Source organism: Loigolactobacillus jiayinensis (assembly GCF_003946445.1).
GTDB lineage: Bacteria > Bacillota > Bacilli > Lactobacillales > Lactobacillaceae > Loigolactobacillus > Loigolactobacillus jiayinensis.
Genome location: NZ_RHOF01000029.1, coordinates 1 through 17,549 on the forward strand (window position 1 = coordinate 1; position 17,549 = coordinate 17,549).

At 42.2% G+C, this 17,549-nt stretch carries 25 protein-coding genes; 5 read left to right on the forward strand and 20 right to left on the reverse strand.

The window, feature by feature from the left end:
- Positions 1 to 486 precede the first annotated feature (486 nt).
- The 5 genes from EKM80_RS08310 to EKM80_RS08330 all read right to left on the reverse strand — a co-directional run bounded on the left by EKM80_RS08310 (position 487) and on the right by EKM80_RS08330 (position 4,946).
- Complete coding sequence (locus EKM80_RS08310; protein WP_125552657.1) at positions 487 to 834, reverse strand: hypothetical protein; 348 nt, start codon at positions 832 to 834, stop codon at positions 487 to 489.
- A 48-nt stretch (positions 835 to 882) separates the two neighbouring features.
- Entirely contained in the window at positions 883 to 1,818 is a 936-nt protein-coding gene (rihA, locus tag EKM80_RS08315) for a pyrimidine-specific ribonucleoside hydrolase RihA (RefSeq protein ID WP_125552658.1), read from the reverse strand.
- A 23-nt stretch (positions 1,819 to 1,841) separates the two neighbouring features.
- Complete coding sequence (gene rpiA, locus EKM80_RS08320; RefSeq protein ID WP_125552659.1) at positions 1,842 to 2,552, reverse strand: ribose-5-phosphate isomerase RpiA; 711 nt, start codon at positions 2,550 to 2,552, stop codon at positions 1,842 to 1,844.
- A 21-nt stretch (positions 2,553 to 2,573) separates the two neighbouring features.
- The gene (locus EKM80_RS08325; protein WP_125552660.1) at positions 2,574 to 3,533 is read right to left on the reverse strand and encodes a nucleoside hydrolase; all 960 of its coding nucleotides are present in this window, start codon (positions 3,531 to 3,533) and stop codon (positions 2,574 to 2,576) included.
- A gap of 183 nt (positions 3,534 to 3,716) precedes the next feature.
- Positions 3,717 to 4,946: a NupC/NupG family nucleoside CNT transporter gene (locus tag EKM80_RS08330; RefSeq protein ID WP_125552661.1), complete on the reverse strand. Its 1,230-nt coding sequence runs from the start codon at positions 4,944 to 4,946 to the stop codon at positions 3,717 to 3,719.
- 235 nt (positions 4,947 to 5,181) lie between these two features.
- On the opposite strand from EKM80_RS08330, the gene EKM80_RS08335 reads away from it, so the two are divergent.
- Genes EKM80_RS08335 through EKM80_RS08345 form a run of 3 tightly spaced genes read left to right on the forward strand, consistent with a single transcriptional unit; the run spans position 5,182 to position 7,501 of the window.
- Positions 5,182 to 6,600 carry a glycerophosphodiester phosphodiesterase gene (locus EKM80_RS08335; protein ID WP_225418844.1) on the forward strand — a complete coding sequence of 473 codons (1,419 nt, stop codon included), beginning with the start codon at positions 5,182 to 5,184 and terminating at the stop codon, positions 6,598 to 6,600.
- Positions 6,601 to 6,619: 19 nt separating this feature from the next.
- Positions 6,620 to 7,105, forward strand: a complete 486-nt coding sequence (locus EKM80_RS08340) for a GNAT family N-acetyltransferase (RefSeq protein WP_125552662.1) — start codon at positions 6,620 to 6,622, stop codon at positions 7,103 to 7,105.
- A gap of 51 nt (positions 7,106 to 7,156) precedes the next feature.
- Entirely contained in the window at positions 7,157 to 7,501 is a 345-nt protein-coding gene (locus tag EKM80_RS08345) for an ArsR/SmtB family transcription factor (protein ID WP_125552663.1), read from the forward strand.
- Between the two features lie 58 nt (positions 7,502 to 7,559).
- Here the strand turns inward: EKM80_RS08345 and EKM80_RS08350 are convergent, their stop codons facing one another.
- Positions 7,560 to 8,213 (reverse strand): HD domain-containing protein, encoded by a 654-nt coding sequence (locus EKM80_RS08350; protein ID WP_125552720.1) that lies wholly within the window; start codon positions 8,211 to 8,213, stop codon positions 7,560 to 7,562.
- Positions 8,206 to 8,778, reverse strand: a complete 573-nt coding sequence (locus EKM80_RS08355) for a GNAT family N-acetyltransferase (protein WP_125552664.1) — start codon at positions 8,776 to 8,778, stop codon at positions 8,206 to 8,208. The genes EKM80_RS08350 and EKM80_RS08355 overlap by 8 nt, the downstream gene beginning before the upstream one ends.
- A 108-nt stretch (positions 8,779 to 8,886) precedes the next feature.
- Here EKM80_RS08355 and pepV point away from each other — a divergent pair, with 108 nt between their 5' ends.
- A complete protein-coding gene (gene pepV, locus EKM80_RS08360; RefSeq protein ID WP_125552665.1) occupies positions 8,887 to 10,290 on the forward strand; it encodes a dipeptidase PepV in 1,404 nt (467 codons plus the stop codon).
- A 257-nt stretch (positions 10,291 to 10,547) separates the two neighbouring features.
- Positions 10,548 to 10,715 carry a hypothetical protein gene (locus tag EKM80_RS14870; protein ID WP_164509531.1) on the forward strand — a complete coding sequence of 56 codons (168 nt, stop codon included), beginning with the start codon at positions 10,548 to 10,550 and terminating at the stop codon, positions 10,713 to 10,715.
- Between the two features lie 29 nt (positions 10,716 to 10,744).
- Here the strand turns inward: EKM80_RS14870 and EKM80_RS08365 are convergent, their stop codons facing one another.
- The 13 genes from EKM80_RS08365 to EKM80_RS08425 all read right to left on the reverse strand — a co-directional run bounded on the left by EKM80_RS08365 (position 10,745) and on the right by EKM80_RS08425 (position 17,529).
- A complete protein-coding gene (locus EKM80_RS08365; protein WP_125552666.1) occupies positions 10,745 to 11,173 on the reverse strand; it encodes a hypothetical protein in 429 nt (142 codons plus the stop codon).
- A complete protein-coding gene (locus EKM80_RS08370; RefSeq protein WP_125552667.1) occupies positions 11,173 to 11,637 on the reverse strand; it encodes an RNase H family protein in 465 nt (154 codons plus the stop codon). Before EKM80_RS08370 ends, EKM80_RS08365 begins: the two co-directional genes overlap by 1 nt.
- Entirely contained in the window at positions 11,637 to 11,933 is a 297-nt protein-coding gene (locus tag EKM80_RS08375) for a hypothetical protein (RefSeq protein ID WP_125552668.1), read from the reverse strand. Before EKM80_RS08375 ends, EKM80_RS08370 begins: the two co-directional genes overlap by 1 nt.
- Before the next feature lie 75 nt (positions 11,934 to 12,008).
- Positions 12,009 to 12,236 (reverse strand): defense against restriction DarA-related protein, encoded by a 228-nt coding sequence (locus tag EKM80_RS08380; protein WP_125552669.1) that lies wholly within the window; start codon positions 12,234 to 12,236, stop codon positions 12,009 to 12,011.
- A gap of 14 nt (positions 12,237 to 12,250) precedes the next feature.
- Positions 12,251 to 12,727: a hypothetical protein gene (locus EKM80_RS08385; protein ID WP_125552670.1), complete on the reverse strand. Its 477-nt coding sequence runs from the start codon at positions 12,725 to 12,727 to the stop codon at positions 12,251 to 12,253.
- Between the two features lie 185 nt (positions 12,728 to 12,912).
- Complete coding sequence (locus EKM80_RS08390) at positions 12,913 to 14,379, reverse strand: LysM peptidoglycan-binding domain-containing protein (RefSeq protein WP_191985944.1); 1,467 nt, start codon at positions 14,377 to 14,379, stop codon at positions 12,913 to 12,915.
- Entirely contained in the window at positions 14,369 to 14,623 is a 255-nt protein-coding gene (locus tag EKM80_RS08395) for a hypothetical protein (RefSeq protein WP_125552671.1), read from the reverse strand. Before EKM80_RS08395 ends, EKM80_RS08390 begins: the two co-directional genes overlap by 11 nt.
- The gene (locus EKM80_RS08400; protein ID WP_125552672.1) at positions 14,620 to 15,786 is read right to left on the reverse strand and encodes a hypothetical protein; all 1,167 of its coding nucleotides are present in this window, start codon (positions 15,784 to 15,786) and stop codon (positions 14,620 to 14,622) included. Before EKM80_RS08400 ends, EKM80_RS08395 begins: the two co-directional genes overlap by 4 nt.
- A 1-nt stretch (position 15,787) precedes the next feature.
- Entirely contained in the window at positions 15,788 to 16,009 is a 222-nt protein-coding gene (locus EKM80_RS08405; protein ID WP_125552673.1) for a hypothetical protein, read from the reverse strand.
- Positions 15,999 to 16,334 (reverse strand): hypothetical protein, encoded by a 336-nt coding sequence (locus tag EKM80_RS08410; protein WP_125552674.1) that lies wholly within the window; start codon positions 16,332 to 16,334, stop codon positions 15,999 to 16,001. Before EKM80_RS08410 ends, EKM80_RS08405 begins: the two co-directional genes overlap by 11 nt.
- Positions 16,335 to 16,374: 40 nt before the next feature.
- Positions 16,375 to 16,599, reverse strand: a complete 225-nt coding sequence (locus EKM80_RS08415; protein ID WP_125552675.1) for an XkdX family protein — start codon at positions 16,597 to 16,599, stop codon at positions 16,375 to 16,377.
- Entirely contained in the window at positions 16,599 to 16,988 is a 390-nt protein-coding gene (locus EKM80_RS08420; RefSeq protein WP_125552676.1) for a hypothetical protein, read from the reverse strand. The genes EKM80_RS08415 and EKM80_RS08420 overlap by 1 nt, the downstream gene beginning before the upstream one ends.
- Positions 16,989 to 17,073: 85 nt before the next feature.
- Complete coding sequence (locus EKM80_RS08425; RefSeq protein WP_125552677.1) at positions 17,074 to 17,529, reverse strand: hypothetical protein; 456 nt, start codon at positions 17,527 to 17,529, stop codon at positions 17,074 to 17,076.
- Between the last annotated feature and the right edge of the window lie 20 nt (positions 17,530 to 17,549).

The following is a 17,549-nucleotide window of genomic DNA, read 5'->3' on the forward strand; positions in this document are numbered from 1 at the left end:
GATTTTGACTTAAATTATTAGTTTTTACCCTCTTGACTTATAACCACAAGGCTTTGTTAGTACTATCGCAAAATCCATTGCATCATGCACAGACTTTACATCAATAACCTATTCTAGTTTTTTTTGGACAACTTGCCAAGTCTTTTTCAGCGCACAAAAATAACCACTGTCTGCGGAAACAGTGGTCGGCATAAGAGAGAAAGAGAATTGATTTAAAGGTAATGATGAAATACCTTACAGAACTAATATAAGCGCTTTTACAGCTAATGTCAATGTATTTTTGTAACTGCTTACATTTGTAAGAAAATAAAAACGCCTACTGGGTGTGTGTAGGCGTTTCTACCGCGTTAATTATGACTAACTAAGCGGTTTTAACACAATGTGTTAGAGGAAATAAATAAATGGTTATCTATAAATTGCCACTTAAATGTGATTTTGTCTATCTAAATTTTAATTAAAGACACATCTTTCTCATTTTAATCAAATTTAGTCATCAGCTAATACGACAGTTGTGTCTTCGTTAGCCAACGGTGCTGTCATTTTAAAGGTTTGAACAAAAGCGTAATCACGCAACTTTTTTAGTTTTTCAACTAGTTGTTCGTACTGCTCATGCGTCACATTAGCCGTATAGCATCCAGTTACATATTTACCATCGTATTCAACTTTTAATGTTATCTTTTTAATGTTTGGCTTAGCTGCTGCCATAAATCCAACTCGTGAAATACCAGCATTTTCCATTGGAATCAATAAAAATATCAACGCACCATTTGCCGTGGAATCATCCTTCATAATCAATTCACGTAAGTCAGTTTCGTTAGTCACTGTGATTTTCATTTAAAAGTTCCTTCCTCAACCATTAAAAGCCAACTAAAAAATTAAATTCTAATCAAACGTGTGCAAACATTGCGTTATTAAAGCCACAAATTTTTCCCGATCAAGATCAAGCATGATTTCCGCATTGACTGGTTTACCCGTTAATTCATAATAATCAACGATCGTTTCGCCGCGAGTCAATTGACCTGTCGTTTCAATATCTAAATTGCGCTTAACCGTTTCAAATAGACTAGGCGCAATCAGCCAAGCTAGCGTACACGGATCATGTACAGGTGTCCCCTTAAAGCCCCACTTCGCTTGGCTATAATAAATATGGTAAAAGTTCAATAAATCAGCAATTGCCTTTGCAACAGGATTGCCGATTGCACGAAAAGCAGTCACATCTGTTGGTAAAATTTGTGCTTTGTGGGTCACATCTAACCCAGCCATGACCAGTGGAATGCCTGAATCGATGACCATTTTAGCCGCTTCAGGATCGACAAACATGTTAAATTCAACTTGTGGCGTCCAGTTGCCTAGACCCATAGCGCCACCCATAAAGACAATCTGCTCAATTTTTGCTTTTAATTCTGGATGCACCGCTAAAAATAATGCCGCATTAGTCATGGGTCCGGTAACGACTAAAGTAACGGGCGTCGTGCTAGCACGTAACGTCTGAGCAATTAGTTCAACTGCAGGAATCGATTGTGCGGCAAATCCAGGTTCCGGTAATTCAGTGCCATCCAGTCCAGTTTCGCCATGCACATTAGCCGCAATTTGCAAGTCTTGCATTAAAGGCTTTTGGTTGCCACTAGCAACCGGGATGTCAGTTCGACCTAATAAGGTCAGTATACGTAAAACATTGTTCAGCGTTTTTTGCGGCGTCTGGTTACCAGCTGAAGCAGTGACTGCTAATAATTCAATAGCTGGCGAAGCGACCGCCATCATAAGTGCAATTGCATCATCATGACCCGGATCACAATCTAAAATAATTTTCTTTGCCATTTACTCAGTGCCTCCTTGAAAGTTTAAGCTTTAATAGCGCGATAATCAGGCCGTTCTGGCGCATCCAAAACTTTAGGGCCATCCGCATACCCAACGATAACGGTATTGACCACGTTCAAAAACAAGCCATGTTCAACGATACCAACTTGTTGATTTAAATAACGCGCTAATTGAAAAACATCATCAATTTTACCAAGGTGTAGGTCGATGACATAATTCTTAGAATCCGTCAGTACTCGCTGCCCAGCATTTTCGCGAAAAGCTGGTTTTAACCCATTAGCCGCTAAACGCTTAAATAACTGTTGACTGCCATACGGAATGACTTCTAGTGGTAGCGGAAAACTGCCAAGTTGCGGTGCCATTTTGGACTGGTCAACGATCCACATATTGCGCTTTGAGTTGATTGCCACAATTTTTTCAAATAAATGCGCGGCCCCGCCACCTTTGATGCCTTGAAAATCGGTATCAATCTGATCGGCGCCATCAATGGTTAAATCAATTTGCGCTACTTCATCAATCGACTTGATGGGAATACCTAATTGCCGTCCTTGTTCTGCAGTACGGTCAGAGGTTGGTACCCCAATGATCTTTAATCCTTCTTCAGCTACTCGGCGGCCTAGCGCATCGACCATAAATTTAACGGTGCTGCCGGTACCAAGGCCAACAACCATCCCGTCTTTCACGTAAGTTGCGGCTAAATCGCCGACCATTTTTTTCAGTTCATCTTGAGTCATCAGTTATGTCCTTTCTGCTTGCTAATGTTGTGCAAATAATGCGGTCAAACGGTGCATAAAGCGCTGTAAATAGGCTGGTGCGTCAACATTGACAGCTACCTGTACATTCGTGGTAGGTGCATTGAGTCGATCAACATCGCCAACTGTTCGTGCTGCAAATGGCGCTGTGGTTTCAACTTTCATATTTAAGCCGATCGTCTGCACCAAACTAGGATCAAGCGCCACACCAACAGCTAATGGATCATGTAACGCGCAACCGTGTAACTGTGGATTAAGCGCAGCATAAGCATCAATATAATAATCAACGATGTTCGCAAAAGCAAGGCTGGATTTAGTACCAAGCTGCCGCCACAATTGCGTTTCGTGCTTGGTCAGCAACGTGCGTAAAGTAACATCTAGCCCGACCATGGTTAACTTAAAGCGACTGCGCAATACCTGATCAGCAGCTGCTGGATCTTGATTGATGTTGGCTTCACCGACTTCAGTGACGTTTCCTGGTACAGTCAAGGCGCCACCCATAAAGGTAACATTACCGACTAATTCCGTTAACTCTGGTGCTTGGGCTAAAGCCGCCGCCAAGTTAGTCATCGGTCCTGTCGGTACAATAATTAAGTTATCTCCATACTGCCGCGCGGCTGCAATCATAAAGTCAACGGCAGTTGTTTTTTCCACTGCTCGTTGTGCTTGCGGTAATGCAACTTCGCCAATACCGTTAACACCATGAATATCTTGACTAACCTGCATCACATCAAAATGATCTGTGGTCGTAGCGTGCGGTAAGCCTAGATAAACTGGAATATCTGTTCGACCTAATAATTCTAAGATCCGCAGACTATTCTGCCCAGCTTGAGTCGTCACCACGTTACCGTACGTACTGGTAATACCGATCAAATCAACTTCTTCACTGGCTAAAGCATAAGCAATCGCCAACGCATCATCGATTCCGGTATCTAAATCCAAAATCATTTTCTTTTGTGCCATCATTATTCCCTCTTTCACACAATTATGTTACGCGCCTACTTTTACGCTATTCTCACACAAAAAGCATAGCATAGCCCCCATTTGATTTCAATCAGTACGGAAAGCGCTTTATTTTAATGGATAAGAAAAAGTTAGTCCTTAGACTAACTTTTCTAGTCAAACCTTAATGAACTGATAAATCGTTTACCAAACAAAGACACCGACGATTCCGGCAGATAATAGTGATACTAAAATTCCGGAAAGTAGTAAGTAACCCACGTTGGCAGAAATCAAATCATTCTTTTCCTTATCAACTATGCCCTTGAAGGCACCGATAACCATACCAACCGTAGAGAAGTTGGCAAATGATGTTAAGAAGACGGTCAACATTGCCTTAAAATGGGGCGCATAGTCATTGATCGAGCCAGTAACTTTACCCATAACAACAAATTCATTAGTGACTAATTTAGTCCCCATGAACTGGGCAAATTTAAAGGCATCACTGACATTCAAACCTGTTAACCAAGCAAATGGGAACATGATAATGCCTAAAATATGTTCCAAGGTCAGCCATGGATTGAATAACATCAGAATCTTATCGATCAAAGCAGCTAATGCAACAAACGCAATAACGTTGGCAGCGATGATCAAAATTAAACGGCCAGCACCAAGAATGGAATCACCTAAGAAGGAGAAAAATGGTTCCCGCTTAGCTGGTACATCATCAGTGCCAGCATCGCTACTATTACTACCGGACATCCGGGCAATCGTATCTTCTTCTGGCGTTACCGTCAGTGGGTTAAGTAAATTAGTGACAATAATAGCATTAATAATATTGATCGGTACCGCAGTCAGAATATACTGACCTGGCATCATTTGGGTATAAGCACCTAAAATTGAGGCTGTGACGCAACTCATTGACATCATCGCCAACGTCAAATCACGTTCTGCTCTCATTTGCTTTAATTGTAAGCTAGAAACGGCTAACGCCTCAGTATTACCTAAGAACATCATTTCAACCGCAAAAAAAGATTCAAACTTAGGTTGCCCAGTAATTACCGCTAAGCCACGGCCGATCCATTTAATAATAAAGGGTAGTATACCAATGTACGTTAAAATATCAAATAATGGCACGATCATTAAAATCGGCAATAGCGCACTGGTGACGAAATCCATCGACTTCACATGGACCCAGCTAGACAAGGCAAATTCGATCCCTTGATAAGCCACAGCGACTAACCAATTAAAACCATCAGCGGCGCCTTTAACAATATCCGTCCCCACCGAAAAACTAGTAAAGAACCAAGCAAGCACTATATTTATAACTAACATCACAATAATTGAACGCCATTTAATATTATGACGATTTTTGGAGAAAGCAAATGCAATTGCGAGAAAAATAAAAATCCCGACAATGTTGACAACTAAGTACATCCCATATCCTTCTTTCTATTGTTTTACCGTAGTACTGGTCGGTCCTCCCTTCGATACACAAACCTTGAGCGACAATCTGAAAATAGTATACTAGAAAAGCAGTGGGAAAGACAGCTCTTTTACGTTCCTTGTTGAGTTTACATTTAATTTGCAAATCAGCTATACTAGAGCGTACTGTATTATCCTTATTGAACAACACGTTTAGTTAGTCTTTTAGAAATGTGGTTTTAATCAATTGAAAAAAATAATTGCTTCTTTTACATTACCGCTTAACTTGCTATTAGTGGCTTGCTGTTTTTTGGTGTTCAGTGGTTTTACTGTTATTGGCCATCGAGGTGACCCAATTAACGCACCTGAAGAAACCTTTCAAAGTTTCGATGATGCTTTTGCCGAAGGTGCCAACTACGCTGAGCTAGATCTGCGTGAGAGTAAAGACGGTACCTTAGTTATTTCCCACGATAGTAATTTAAAACGCATTAGCGGCCAAAATATTAGCATTAGTAAAACAGACTTCGCGCAACTACAGCAAGTCCAACAAAGTAACGGTGAACCAATTCATTCACTAGACGAATTATTTGCCCATTATCAAAACCAGCCGCAGACTCACTTTGTTTTGGAAACCAAGAAAAGTAAAAAAAATAAGCCGCTCGATATGGAGGCTAAGGTTGCGGCACTCGTTCAGCAATACCACATGGAAAACCGGGTCATGGTGCAATCATTTTCTGCTGCCAGTATCGTTTCTTTTAGTCAGTTATTGCCGACCGTGCCGCGCTACTTGATTGCCAATGAGCTTAGCGATATTGATTTTGACACGCTACAGGTCATGACTGGCGTTGATCTTGATAATACGCTACTGACGCCAGCTTTTCTCCAGCAAATGCACACGTTAGGTAAACAGGTTTTTGTTTGGAGCGATATTGACGAACAAGCTAGTGCTTTAGCCGATATTAGTTTAGATGACGTCGATGGTATCGTCACGAATTACTCACATTTAGCTAGCGAGTACGCACAAGCCAAACATGGCACAACTTTGACCCCACTAACGGCCACTAAAGCCACCGTTAGTACCACGCATACGGTTGCTAGTGTCACTAATCCTTACTTAACCCAAACACCTGGTAAAGTACTACAAGCCCAACGCGCTTACTCACTAAATAGCTTGGTCACCGCGGCCAAAACTGATTACGCCGCGTTAGACCAGCAGCGTTGGGTCAACACCGACTATTTGAATTTTGGTAGTGATGCCTTATTGGCGGCGCCTTACTTGAATGGCACGGTACAGCTGAGGCCACGGCTCAATCAGGCGCCATTAGTGGCTAGCCCTGATCAACCGCAACAAATCGTGGGTCACTTAGCCACTGGCACAACCGCGACGATCACAGCAGTTAAATTAGTTGCTGGCCGCCCATGGTTCGAGCTGAATCAACAAGGCTGGTTACCCGCCGAACGTACGCTGATCACTTTAGCCACTGGCGAACCACAATTAGACTACCAACAATTATTGCCAGTCGCACGCTTAGCTAATCTAAAACTACCAAATTTTGCTGATTATTTACCAACAACGCAGACTTTACCAATTAGTCGGTTGCAACAAGGACTAGCCGCACCAACGATCAGCTATTTACAAGCCCAATTTAACCCACAAAATAATTAACGCTATTGGAGGTCATCTTTTGCAAATTCGTCATGTCATGCCTAGTGATTTATCTCAACTAATTGAAATTGAAAAAGCAGGCTTTTCACCTGCTAAAGCCGCCACAGCAACGGCCTTCAAAACGCGGATCGCCACGATCAGCGACACCTTTCTCGTGGCAACCGAGCATGAACAAGTGATCGGCTTCATTAATGGTCCCGTGATGCAACACCTTTATTTAACCGATGATTTATTTACGACGACCCAACCAAACCCACTAGCTGGCGGTTACCAAAGCGTCCTGGGTTTAGCTGTTGCACCTAGTTGGCGCCATCACGGTGTGGCGCAACGATTACTAACTGAGTTAGCGCAGATAGCACGCCACCAGCAGCGCCAGGCCGTTACCTTGACCTGTGAACAGCGCTTGATCCCTTTTTACGAGTTAGCTGGTTTTCATAATGACGGCCAGTCCAGCTCCACTCATGGTGACGTTATCTGGTATAATATGGTACAGACGCTGGTTTAGAAAGTGGTTCAGCCTTCTGACTCAACAAATTCGTAAAGGAGGTTTTTTTACATGGAAAATTCTGTTGCCCCGACAGCGTTAGTCACTGCTGTCCAAGATGCGATTCCCGATGACGCTGTTTTGGCGCATATTACAACGCTGTTTAAAGTGCTCGGCGACAAAACCCGTGCCCGTATCCTTTATGCGTTGTATGAGTCCGAATTATCGGTTTCCGGTATTGTTGCTGTGTTAGATATGTCGCAGTCATCGGTGTCACATCAATTACAGACCTTGAAACAAGCTGGTTTAGTCAAGAATCGCCGCGCTGGCAAGGTGATCTACTACTCACTAGCTGACCATCATGTGATCAGTATTTTTGGTCAAGTGATTCAGCACGTTAATGAAGATAAGCACTGATAATAAAGAGGAAGTCGCCTATTGGCTGACTTCCTCTCTTTTTATCTATGTAGCACGCTCACACGTCACCATTCCATTCAGCCTTAAACTCAGCTAAAAAGTCTAGCATCACCTGCTGCCGTTGCGCTGCAATTTTTTTAGCGCTGGCGGTATTCATACTATCTTGTAACAATAATAATTTCTCGTAAAAATGATTAATGACTGGGCTTTGCTTGCGATAAGCGCTTTTATCCATTTGTGTGCGCGGTTTAATAGCTGGATCGTACATTGCTGCACCAGTATGACCACCATAATAAAAGGTCCGCGCGATGCCAATGGCGCCAATAGCATCTAATCGATCAGCATCCTGTACAATTTGACCATTTAGTGAGAGCTGTTGCTTATGCACCAAATTCTTGCTAAATGACAATCGATCAATGATCTGCCAAATTTCAGCTTGTTCAGTGACGCTAACTTGCTGCATGGTCAAAAAATCACGTAGCTCTTGCCGTGCCGTCTCCACATCTGACACAACCTTATCATCAATGACGTCATGCAATGTCGCTGCCAGTACAGGGACAAAAACAGCCACTTGTTCTTGCTGACAGATAGTCGTCGTCAAGCGTACGACCCGCTGGATATGGTCAACACTGTGGCCGCTGTGATCTTGACCTAAAACTTGCTGCATATAGGCCGTTGCAGCGGCTAATTGACGTTGTTGTAACTCATTCATCATCGTTCACTCCATTCAAATACTGATCACGCGTCATTGCGTGTAAACAACCATCAACAAACTGATGGCGGATAAAAATAGTTTGGTGCAAAACCCCTTCTTGCTGCAATCCTGCAGCTAACATCACCTTTGCCGACGCTTGGTTTTCGGGTTCATGTAACGCGTAAAGTCGCTGTAGGCTGGTTTGCTGAAAAAGGACAGCCAATAAGGCCTGCAAACTTTCTTGCATGTAGCCCTGATGCTGATAAGTTGGATCCAGTACATAGGCTAAGCTAGCTTTGCGATTAGCTTCATCAATATTCAACAATTGTAATGTGCCGATCAGCTGATCATTAGCTTGTAACGCAATCCCATACTGACCAGCTGGTTGCGCCATGAAAAAATCCAAAATTGTATTTTTACTATCTTCAACGCTATGCTGTACTGGAAAAACATAATGTGCTGTTGCCGGATCACTAGCATATGCTAGTAGTGCTGCTGTATCCGCTAACGTCACCGGGCGTAATTTCACCCGCTGCGCTAAAATAATGGGTTGGGCAAGTAACTCCCGTACCAAAATTCCCATTAAGCCGCCCTCTTTTCTCATTAAACAGGTAATTTTCGTTGCCTAATGTCTTAAATATGATACGCTGATAGTGTTTATTTTATCCTATTTGGAAGCAGGTGCAACACTATGACGATTGATTGGGAAAAAGAAGTTCAACAACGCACTCCAGAAATGCTGGCCGATCTAGCCGCCTTAATTGCGATCAATTCTTCACGCAATGATGCCGAGGCGACAGCCAGCGCCCCACTTGGTGAAGGACCTCGAGATGCATTGCTTAAAGTGCTCTCATTTGGCGAACGCGACGGCTTTACCACGAAAAATATTGATAACTTAGCTGGCCGTATTGAATACGGTAACGGCACTGAAGCTTTAGGTATTTTCGCTCATATGGATGTAGTGCCCGCTGGCGAAGGCTGGGCAACGGAACCATTTAAATTAACTGAGCAAGACGGCAAACTCATCGGCCGTGGTACCAGCGATGATAAGGGACCTTCAGTTGCGGCTTATTATGGTCTAAAAATCGTCCGTGATCTTGGTTTACCATTAAGTAAAAAAGTTCAGCTTATTTTTGGTACCGATGAAGAATCCGACTGGACTGGTCTAAATCGTTACCAAGAAACAGAAAAAATGCCTGACTTTGGCTTCTCACCTGATGCTGAATTTCCAATCATCAATGGTGAAAAAGGCATCACTGACTTAACCATTAAATTTCCAACGTTGGCCCAAAGTAAGGCAGCAACTTTAACGTTAACCAGCTTTACAGCTGGATTGCGTAGTAATATGGTACCGCAAAACGCTAAAGCCGTCATCACTGGTGCTGCCGATTTGGCGACTGCTTTTGAGGCTTTTCTAGCCGCTAATCCCGTGACTGGTCAACTCAAACAAACTGGTGCTACCAGCACCTTAACTGTTATCGGTAAAGTTGCCCATTCCATGGCACCCGAAGATGGTATTAACGCCGCAACTTACTTAGCAACTTTCTTAGCTGACTTAGACCTTGATCAGGCTGGCAAAGCTTACGTCACAATAATTCGCGATTACTTCCATCAAGCTGACCGCGGTCAGCATTTAAATATTGCCCATACCGATGAGATCATGGGCGACTTAACTGCTAGCCCTGATCTTTTCAACTATCAAGCTGGTACAGTACCTGATCTCTTGCTGAACGTCCGTTATCCCAAAGGAACCGATGCGGCAACTATTACGCGCAACATTAAACAAACACTGACGGATTACCAAGTTGAGATCGTGCCTAGTGCGCACTCCATGACACCACATTACGTTGCACCTGATGATCCTTTGGTTGCTACCTTATTGTCCGTGTTTGAAGCCCGCACTGGTCAACCAGGTCACCAAGAAGTTGTTGGCGGTGGTACTTATGGGCGCCTACTTAAGCGTGGGGTCGCATTTGGCGCACTGTTCGACGATCGTGAGAACGTCATGCATCAAGCTAATGAATACACTTTAAAGGCTGACTTCCTAAAAGCAGCCGCAATCTACGCCCAAGCCATCTACGAGCTGGCTAAGTAAAAGCAGTATTATATGATTATGTATGATTTCATATGATTTGAGAACGCCTATAAATAGGCGTTTTTATTTTTAATAAAATCATATAAATGCACCTAAAATTGTGCTGTGACGTAACTTTGACGTAACTTTTAGGCCTATTTTTCAAAAGTTACGTCACCAAAAAGTGTTGATTTACCGGTTCTTTTGGAACAATTAATTTAATTAAATTAAATCACTCCTACTTTGCGTAACTTAAATATAAAGGAGTGATTTTTATTATGCAAATTTATATCAATGATGGCATCTGGCGGCAAGTGATCAATTGCACGGTGATCATAGCTGTTGTCAGTAGTACTGGCTCACTGCTTGCCTATATATCCGGACAAGCAATCGGCCAAGCGTGCGGCAATGCGATAATAAAACAGCACTCCGGCCATTATGGCTAGGGTGCTTTTTTGCTATTGAAATTCATCTTTTAGTCTTCACTGATATAATTTTTATAAAGTGTGATCAATTGGATAATATCGCTAGTCGTCATATCGTTCAGTAAGTCAAATGTATCGCCCATTTCGGGGTCATTTTCTTCAACTTGATCCGCGGCTGCTGTCAGTTTGCCGGTAAATGCTTTAATAAATTGGGCAAATTCCGTTTGTTGATCACCAATATTTTGCTGAATCCAATCAGCTTCGTAAGCTCGTGCCAACTTTGTGACCGTTTCCCACTTTGCTTTTTCTAAATTAGTGCTGCCATTGCGATACTGCGTAAGACTCATACGGTTGATGCCAGTTGTGTTATTAATAAAAGTTATAGTGACAGCCTCATTTGCCAAAATAGCTTTTGCTTTATCCATATCATTGCCCAGCTCGTCGCGCCATGGGTGGTTAAATGCCGTTTCATGTGTCATTAGTGTTTACTCCTTTTTCCGTACAAAAATTTATATAATTTATTATGGATTTTCGTATTTAATCCGATATGTCCTCGTGTTTTAACGACTTCAACATTTTGAATTCGATCTAACTGCCGCTTTAGTTTTTTAATATTAGCAACGGTTCGCTCAAAATTTTCCTTTGCCCACTGATTATCTGGCATTTTTTCATTTCCACCGCCATCTAATCCATGAGCAAAGTTTACAGCTTGGATTGAATCTGTGTATACGATCACTTTTATTTTAGTGGTTGGCACTGCCTCTAGTGCTTTAGCTATTGCTTTTATTTCAAAAAAAATCGGATCTTTCTGTCTACCTGATTCACGGCGTAACTCGCACTTGCTGTAAAAACCCTCATCATCATTTATCATATAAGCCCAGCCACCAGTTTGGGCGGTTGGGCTGTATGATCCATCTGTATATATTTTGATTATATTTGTCATTACTCTGTAGCCAGTATTGCCCCAGCGTCACCCTTTAATGCAACATAGGCTGTAGAAAATAATCCTTGTGCGGCCTCGGATTTTGCTGGATCACTTAGCTGAAATTTATCAAATTCAGAATGTAGCTTTACAAAACGAGTCAAAACCGATTCGGTTTCCACACGTGTTAAATGGTTATAGCCGATTGCGTTAGCAGCCTTTTTTACTAATACAGCTTCATTTTCAATTGATTTTTCCATTTCGGTAACTACCTCAATAACTGCTTTTTGATTTACTTTTTGATTATTTCTCATCATGTTTCCCCTTTTCTTTATCTTTTCTATACTCTTAGTATATACCTTTTACATTATTTGTAAATACTTTTTACACGTTTATTTTAATTTATCCCATGCTATAAAACCCAATGGCTTCAATTCATAGTCACTGATCTGCTTTTGACTTAGCGGCTGCTTGTAGCCGACCGCTCCGTAACCTTTACGGCCGAAATTTAAATCATTATCTGCAGCACTGCTGGGTTGACACCCTGGCGACACACCACGAAATTGCAGTGCATACCAGTAAAGCTTACCGAAAATATCGTGAAATTGTTTTTCTGTCATGATTAAGCCTCATTTTAGTAGAATAAGCGTAACTTGCTAAAGCCAAAGCTGACAACAATCTTACCCTTGTTGCCTTTGCGTGCAGAAGCTGGGCGGAAAAGCTTTTCGTCGTTTACTGCATTAATTTTGTCAACTAATACTTGTGCTTTTTCAGCTGTTGGGAAATCTTTTGAGATGATCATAGTGCATTTCATGTTACGAGTCCAAGTACTGATTTTCTTTTCGCTACGGAAGAACATTGGAACAACGGTTTCGATGATTTGGTTTTGCAATTCTGAACGATCAAGTGTTAAAGCAGTGTCTTCATTGAAATCTTTTGAATCACGGATAACTTTACGATAGCCATTTAAGCCAGTCATTTTATTTTCTCCTTTGTTTGTGTAAGTGATTTTTAAGCTACAAGCAAAGAAGTCTTTTGATGAACCGCCGAAACGTTTTGCACCTTGTTTTGCTAATACCCATGCTGCTGTAAAGATTTCTGCGTTTGTCATTTTTAAGACCCCTTTGTTTGTTTTTGATTACCTTTAACTCTATGTCTTTAGTATATACTATTTACATAATATGTCAATACTATTTACATAATTAATTTAAAATAATTGTTTTTATTTTTGGCCAACAAAAAAAGACCTACCCCGCAAGGGATAGGCTAATTTGTTGTTGAATCGATAGTATTTAATTAATATTTGAGTGTCTGACCCGTATAGATCAAGTTTGTGTTGCCAATGTTATTTTTAGCCGCTAACGATGCTACCGTGGTGCCTAGATTAGCGGCAATCGTACTTAAGTTGTCACCATATTTTACGGTGTAACTCCGACTAGTAGCAGTCGCACCACCACTAAATTTAAGTTGTTGACCGACTTGGATAAAGTTATAGTTGGTGATCCCGTTATAAGCGGCAAGCGTGGCTGTGGTTAAGCCGTGTGCTACGGCGATTGCTGATAAGGTATCACCACTTTGTACGGTATAGTAACTAATACCGCTAGCTGCTGCAGCATTACCTTTAATTGTCAGCTTTTGTCCAATATAAATATAATTAGTGTTGCTAATACCATTTAGGCTAGCTAAGGCGGATACGCTAGTACCATACTTTGCCGCAATACCACTGAGCGTGTCACCAGATTGCACAGTATAGGTTGAGCCACCAGCAGTAGTTGTACCGGTAACAGATAGGATTTCGGCGTTGCTGCGATCAAGCCAGCTGTTAATGCCGGATAACAGTAGCTTAGTGCCACTAACCTCAGCCACCGTATAGTTTTGCCCCTTTACCCAGCTTGGAATGTTTTCGCCGGTCGCCCACTTACTAGCGCTAAAGTTAACCTTGACCGTGTCGCCGACCTTAATGGCTGACTTAGGCGTGTTATTAGCAGCTTGACCTGCGGCAATCGCTGGCGTAGTCGTGGCTGGTTTAACCTTGGTACCGCCAACTGAACTGGTCGTGGTGCCGTTATAGCCGTTGTCTGTGATACCTAAATAGTCCTTATTACCATCTAAACCACCAGCAATGTAAGTAGACGTAAACTGAGCAATCGCCATACCATCGATCACAGGCAATGCTTCGGTGTCCTCAGCTGACCGCACCTGATAATCAGGATAGCGAGCAACCCAGAGCGAATTAGGGAACGCCTGTAGAACTTGCTCATAATTAATGTTAGCTTTAATAAAGGAATCACCACTATACAAGATAGGCGTGAAGCCAGCAGCCTTGATACGTCCCATGGCATAAATGATCGCACTAGTTGACGGCGTCCCAGATTCGACGTCTAAAGCCACAATAGAACTTTTTGGCATTTGGACTTTAGGCAGATAATAATTAAGCATCTGATCGGCTTCGGCGTTATTTGCAAACTGCGCATAAATATAAGTATGCGCCCTTTTACCCTGAGCAATCGCATATTGAACTTGTGTCGCGTAGGTGGACTGATCAGAAAAGTAACCATTATAATAGCCGCCCACTTGGGCAATGGCGAACTTATCTTTGGCGTAACCAAATACGCCGGTATTACCCTGATATTTAGACCAATCGACACCGTAATCACCTTTAGCAGCTTGTGCTGGTGCTGTACTCAAAGCTACTGGCGCCAACAAAAAAACAGCCGCGGCGGCGACTGTTAAACGGGTTGCTAATTTAGTTTTATTTTGCACTCTGATCGTCTCCCGTGGGTTTGTTTGTATCAATCAAAATCCCAGCTGCTGTCTGATCTGCTGATACCTGTGCGGCCTTGTAGGCTGTAATTGCATCGGATACCTGAGTAACCTGAGCTTGGGTAATCAGTGATTTCACTAAATAATTGCCAGCGTATACTGTAGCTAACTCCGGCTGGATCAATCCGTTGTTAACACTGCTAATTAATCCTTCTGTTAAAAATTCGCTTAAATTAAAACTCATGATAACGTCCCCCCTAGCGCTACAATAGCAGCTTTTATTTTTGCGTAATCCGATTGCGTCAAAATTTCTGATGGATTAAGGCACCAATCAGTAGCTAAGTTACCCGTTTCTATTTTTGGCGAGTGACACCAAATTTCACCAATATCATTCGCATACAGCTTAAATACGCCACCCGTATCTGTTACTATCCCAGGAAGATAAATTTTAGTATAGGCATCACTATCAATCGTAAACGTTTTATTCACAGCGCCAAAACCTAAATATAATTGACCATGTCCACGAACCATAACGCTTTGGGTAATAGCTTTACCAACTTCAAATTTATGAGTCAGGATTTGATACAAGCCAATTGCAGCAGTTCCAAGACTATTTTTGACATGCAATACTGTATTATCGACGCCAGCTTCAGTGATTAATTCAAAAATTTCTGCTTTTGCCGATAAGTTTGCACCCCACCCTGATCTGAGCGTGGCAGAATTTAAAAGGTAATTTTGTCCACCCACCTGCAAGTTGTTAACTTGAGTTTGCAAGCTCTGGAATGCAGGTGCACTAATTAACCCAGCATTGTCAACAGTACCTGTTGCACCAGTGGCACCTTTAAGACTAGCCAACCATTCTGATTCAGTACCTTTAAAACCACCAGCTTTTGCTACGGCATAAGCCGAGTCACCAGTATCACCTTTGTCACCTTTGAAATAGCCGCTAGTCACTTTGTCTTGCAAATCCTTTTGCATGTCGTCAAACTTAGTTTCGAAATCTGCTAGGGTGATCGTTGTAATAACAGTCGACGTCGCTGTCATAATGTTTTTTTTGATCGAAAAGCCAATCACAGTTGGATAACTGGTGTCTGGATAGATAACTGTGTTTCCTTGAGCGTCCTTGATCCAAACTTCGATTAGATACTGTCCAGCGGGCAATTCGCTAGAAATCTTACTGCTGATCACAACATCAATTATCCCATCGGTTGGGTATTTTAGACTAGAAACCTCCACGTTAATGTCTGTTAAGAATCCCTGGGCATTCCCGATCTTAACTGTAATTGATGACGCCTTGGATAAATCTACGGGCTGATTTAATTCCGTTACTTTTAGTGATAAAACATCGCTGGAATCGCCCAATTTTATTGACTGCTGACTATCACTTGTAAAAGCCAAATTACGCATATTAATCCTCCTTATCGTCTCCCGCGGGCTTGTTTGTGTCAGTCAGAATTCCAGCTGCAGCCAACAGCGACAGAACAGCGGTGACCGTACTATAGAGTGTCGTGGCGTCTGTCGGCTTGATTACAATGCCAAGTGCTGCCAAAACAGACACCACAGCCCCAATCACAGCAGACCCCAGCGCCGCCCAAGCCTTAGTCGATTTAACGTTAAAATTAATTTTCATGATTTCGCTCCTCCTTATCTGTACGCTCAAATAAAGTTTTGATTTCCTCGTCATGACGAGCTAGGTGCTCTCGGTGATCATTAAGCCGATGCTCATGATCTTTGTGGACGATATCAGCATTACCGCCAATACCATCTACCTTTTCGCCTAATGCATGAATTGTGTTATTCAGAATCTTATTGCTATACATCATTCGCTCCACTGATGGATCTACAATAATTTTCTTGACTAGCCATACTACCGCCCCAATTATCGCAGACAAAAAAGCCGCCACAGCCGCCCAGTCGGCAATTTGCCAGCCAAGAAACATCATGTGTGGTCCCAACCGCATCACCTTCTCTTAAATTTAGGTAAAATAAAAACGCCTAAACTGTAGGCGTTACGTTAGCTGTGCCACTAGCAGCAGTAGAATCAGATGCTGCAGTCGAAGTGTCAACTGGTGCCGTTGAGGCAGCTGGCACCTGATATTCCTCACCAACAATTGCCTTGTATTGGTCAGCCGTAATAGATGATTTAACGACCTGTGCCGCGACGTCTTCCTTTGTCATGGTGTTCCAAAGTTGATACGCGAATTTAAATGTAATAAACATTATGCATTACCTCCATTTTTTGTTGTTCCTGTAGCTAGTGCCGTCATTGCCTGTTCAATTGATGTGATTTGTGTGGTTGTATTTGTATCATTGTCTGCAATCTGTTGAGCTAGTGCGGTCAACGCTTGTTGTTCAGCCGTTGGCTGTGGCGCCTCTTCTGGATGTTCCTTTAAATATGCCTGATTAGCTGCATCTTGTGCCGCTTGCCACACTGCTTTGTCTGTACCGACCCACGCGGTAGCGTCATCAGTCGGAAATGTGATTGGTTCATATAAACCATCAGTCGGTTTGATTTCAGTTTCACCAGCTGTTGCCACATAATCATCATCAACTAGCTTAGAACCTTGAAACGTGCGGCTAGTTGTATCGTATAAATAAATTGCTTTCAAATTTTATCCCTCCTATACGTCTACGGTAAAAGCACCACGGATAATTGCTGTCCTCTCAAGCATCAGAGCGGAGCAATATAATCAATTACCATTCAAAAGTCGCGTTAACCTGGAAAACTCCTCCAGCCGCTAAGTTTTCTGTTAAGCCCCAAATATTGACTGCTAACGCATAATCGGTCGTGTCCAAACTAAATATCGTATATTGTCCAGTCGAGATATATCCAATAGCACTTAAGTTTTTGGTAAATGCGGACTTCATTATCGCGCTTGGAAGCTTACAAATCTCAACCACACCTTGACCACTGGTCAAAGCAGGATGTTTAACATAACCTGCAAATTCCGTTGCAATTAATACGCCACCAAAAGTGATGGTGCGATATTTAAGCGTGTTAGGCATGTCGCTGGTGTTGCCCGTATATCCATTAATAAAACTAATACCAGCATCAGTCCATGCACTAATTTCTAGCGTTTGATCTTTGACAAATTGATTATATTTTGCCATCCAACCATTCATGCCATTTGTCATTTTGTAATCAGCCATTAAACAGCACCTCCAATTTT

Coding starts and splice junctions, on each gene's coding strand:
- EKM80_RS08310 (WP_125552657.1), bottom strand. CDS start 834: ATGAAAATCACAGTGACTAACGAAACTGACTTACGTGAATTGATTATG.
- rihA (WP_125552658.1), bottom strand. CDS start 1,818: ATGGCAAAGAAAATTATTTTAGATTGTGATCCGGGTCATGATGATGCA.
- rpiA (WP_125552659.1), bottom strand. CDS start 2,552: ATGACTCAAGATGAACTGAAAAAAATGGTCGGCGATTTAGCCGCAACT.
- EKM80_RS08325 (WP_125552660.1), bottom strand. CDS start 3,533: ATGGCACAAAAGAAAATGATTTTGGATTTAGATACCGGAATCGATGAT.
- EKM80_RS08330 (WP_125552661.1), bottom strand. CDS start 4,946: ATGTACTTAGTTGTCAACATTGTCGGGATTTTTATTTTTCTCGCAATT.
- EKM80_RS08345 (WP_125552663.1), top strand. CDS start 7,157: ATGGAAAATTCTGTTGCCCCGACAGCGTTAGTCACTGCTGTCCAAGAT.
- EKM80_RS08350 (WP_125552720.1), bottom strand. CDS start 8,213: ATGAATGAGTTACAACAACGTCAATTAGCCGCTGCAACGGCCTATATG.
- EKM80_RS08355 (WP_125552664.1), bottom strand. CDS start 8,778: ATGGGAATTTTGGTACGGGAGTTACTTGCCCAACCCATTATTTTAGCG.
- pepV (WP_125552665.1), top strand. CDS start 8,887: ATGACGATTGATTGGGAAAAAGAAGTTCAACAACGCACTCCAGAAATG.
- EKM80_RS14870 (WP_164509531.1), top strand. CDS start 10,548: ATGCAAATTTATATCAATGATGGCATCTGGCGGCAAGTGATCAATTGC.
- EKM80_RS08365 (WP_125552666.1), bottom strand. CDS start 11,173: ATGACACATGAAACGGCATTTAACCACCCATGGCGCGACGAGCTGGGC.
- EKM80_RS08370 (WP_125552667.1), bottom strand. CDS start 11,637: ATGACAAATATAATCAAAATATATACAGATGGATCATACAGCCCAACC.
- EKM80_RS08375 (WP_125552668.1), bottom strand. CDS start 11,933: ATGATGAGAAATAATCAAAAAGTAAATCAAAAAGCAGTTATTGAGGTA.
- EKM80_RS08380 (WP_125552669.1), bottom strand. CDS start 12,236: ATGACAGAAAAACAATTTCACGATATTTTCGGTAAGCTTTACTGGTAT.
- EKM80_RS08385 (WP_125552670.1), bottom strand. CDS start 12,727: ATGACAAACGCAGAAATCTTTACAGCAGCATGGGTATTAGCAAAACAA.
- EKM80_RS08395 (WP_125552671.1), bottom strand. CDS start 14,623: ATGAGTTTTAATTTAAGCGAATTTTTAACAGAAGGATTAATTAGCAGT.
- EKM80_RS08400 (WP_125552672.1), bottom strand. CDS start 15,786: ATGCGTAATTTGGCTTTTACAAGTGATAGTCAGCAGTCAATAAAATTG.
- EKM80_RS08405 (WP_125552673.1), bottom strand. CDS start 16,009: ATGAAAATTAATTTTAACGTTAAATCGACTAAGGCTTGGGCGGCGCTG.
- EKM80_RS08415 (WP_125552675.1), bottom strand. CDS start 16,599: ATGTTTATTACATTTAAATTCGCGTATCAACTTTGGAACACCATGACA.
- EKM80_RS08425 (WP_125552677.1), bottom strand. CDS start 17,529: ATGGCTGATTACAAAATGACAAATGGCATGAATGGTTGGATGGCAAAA.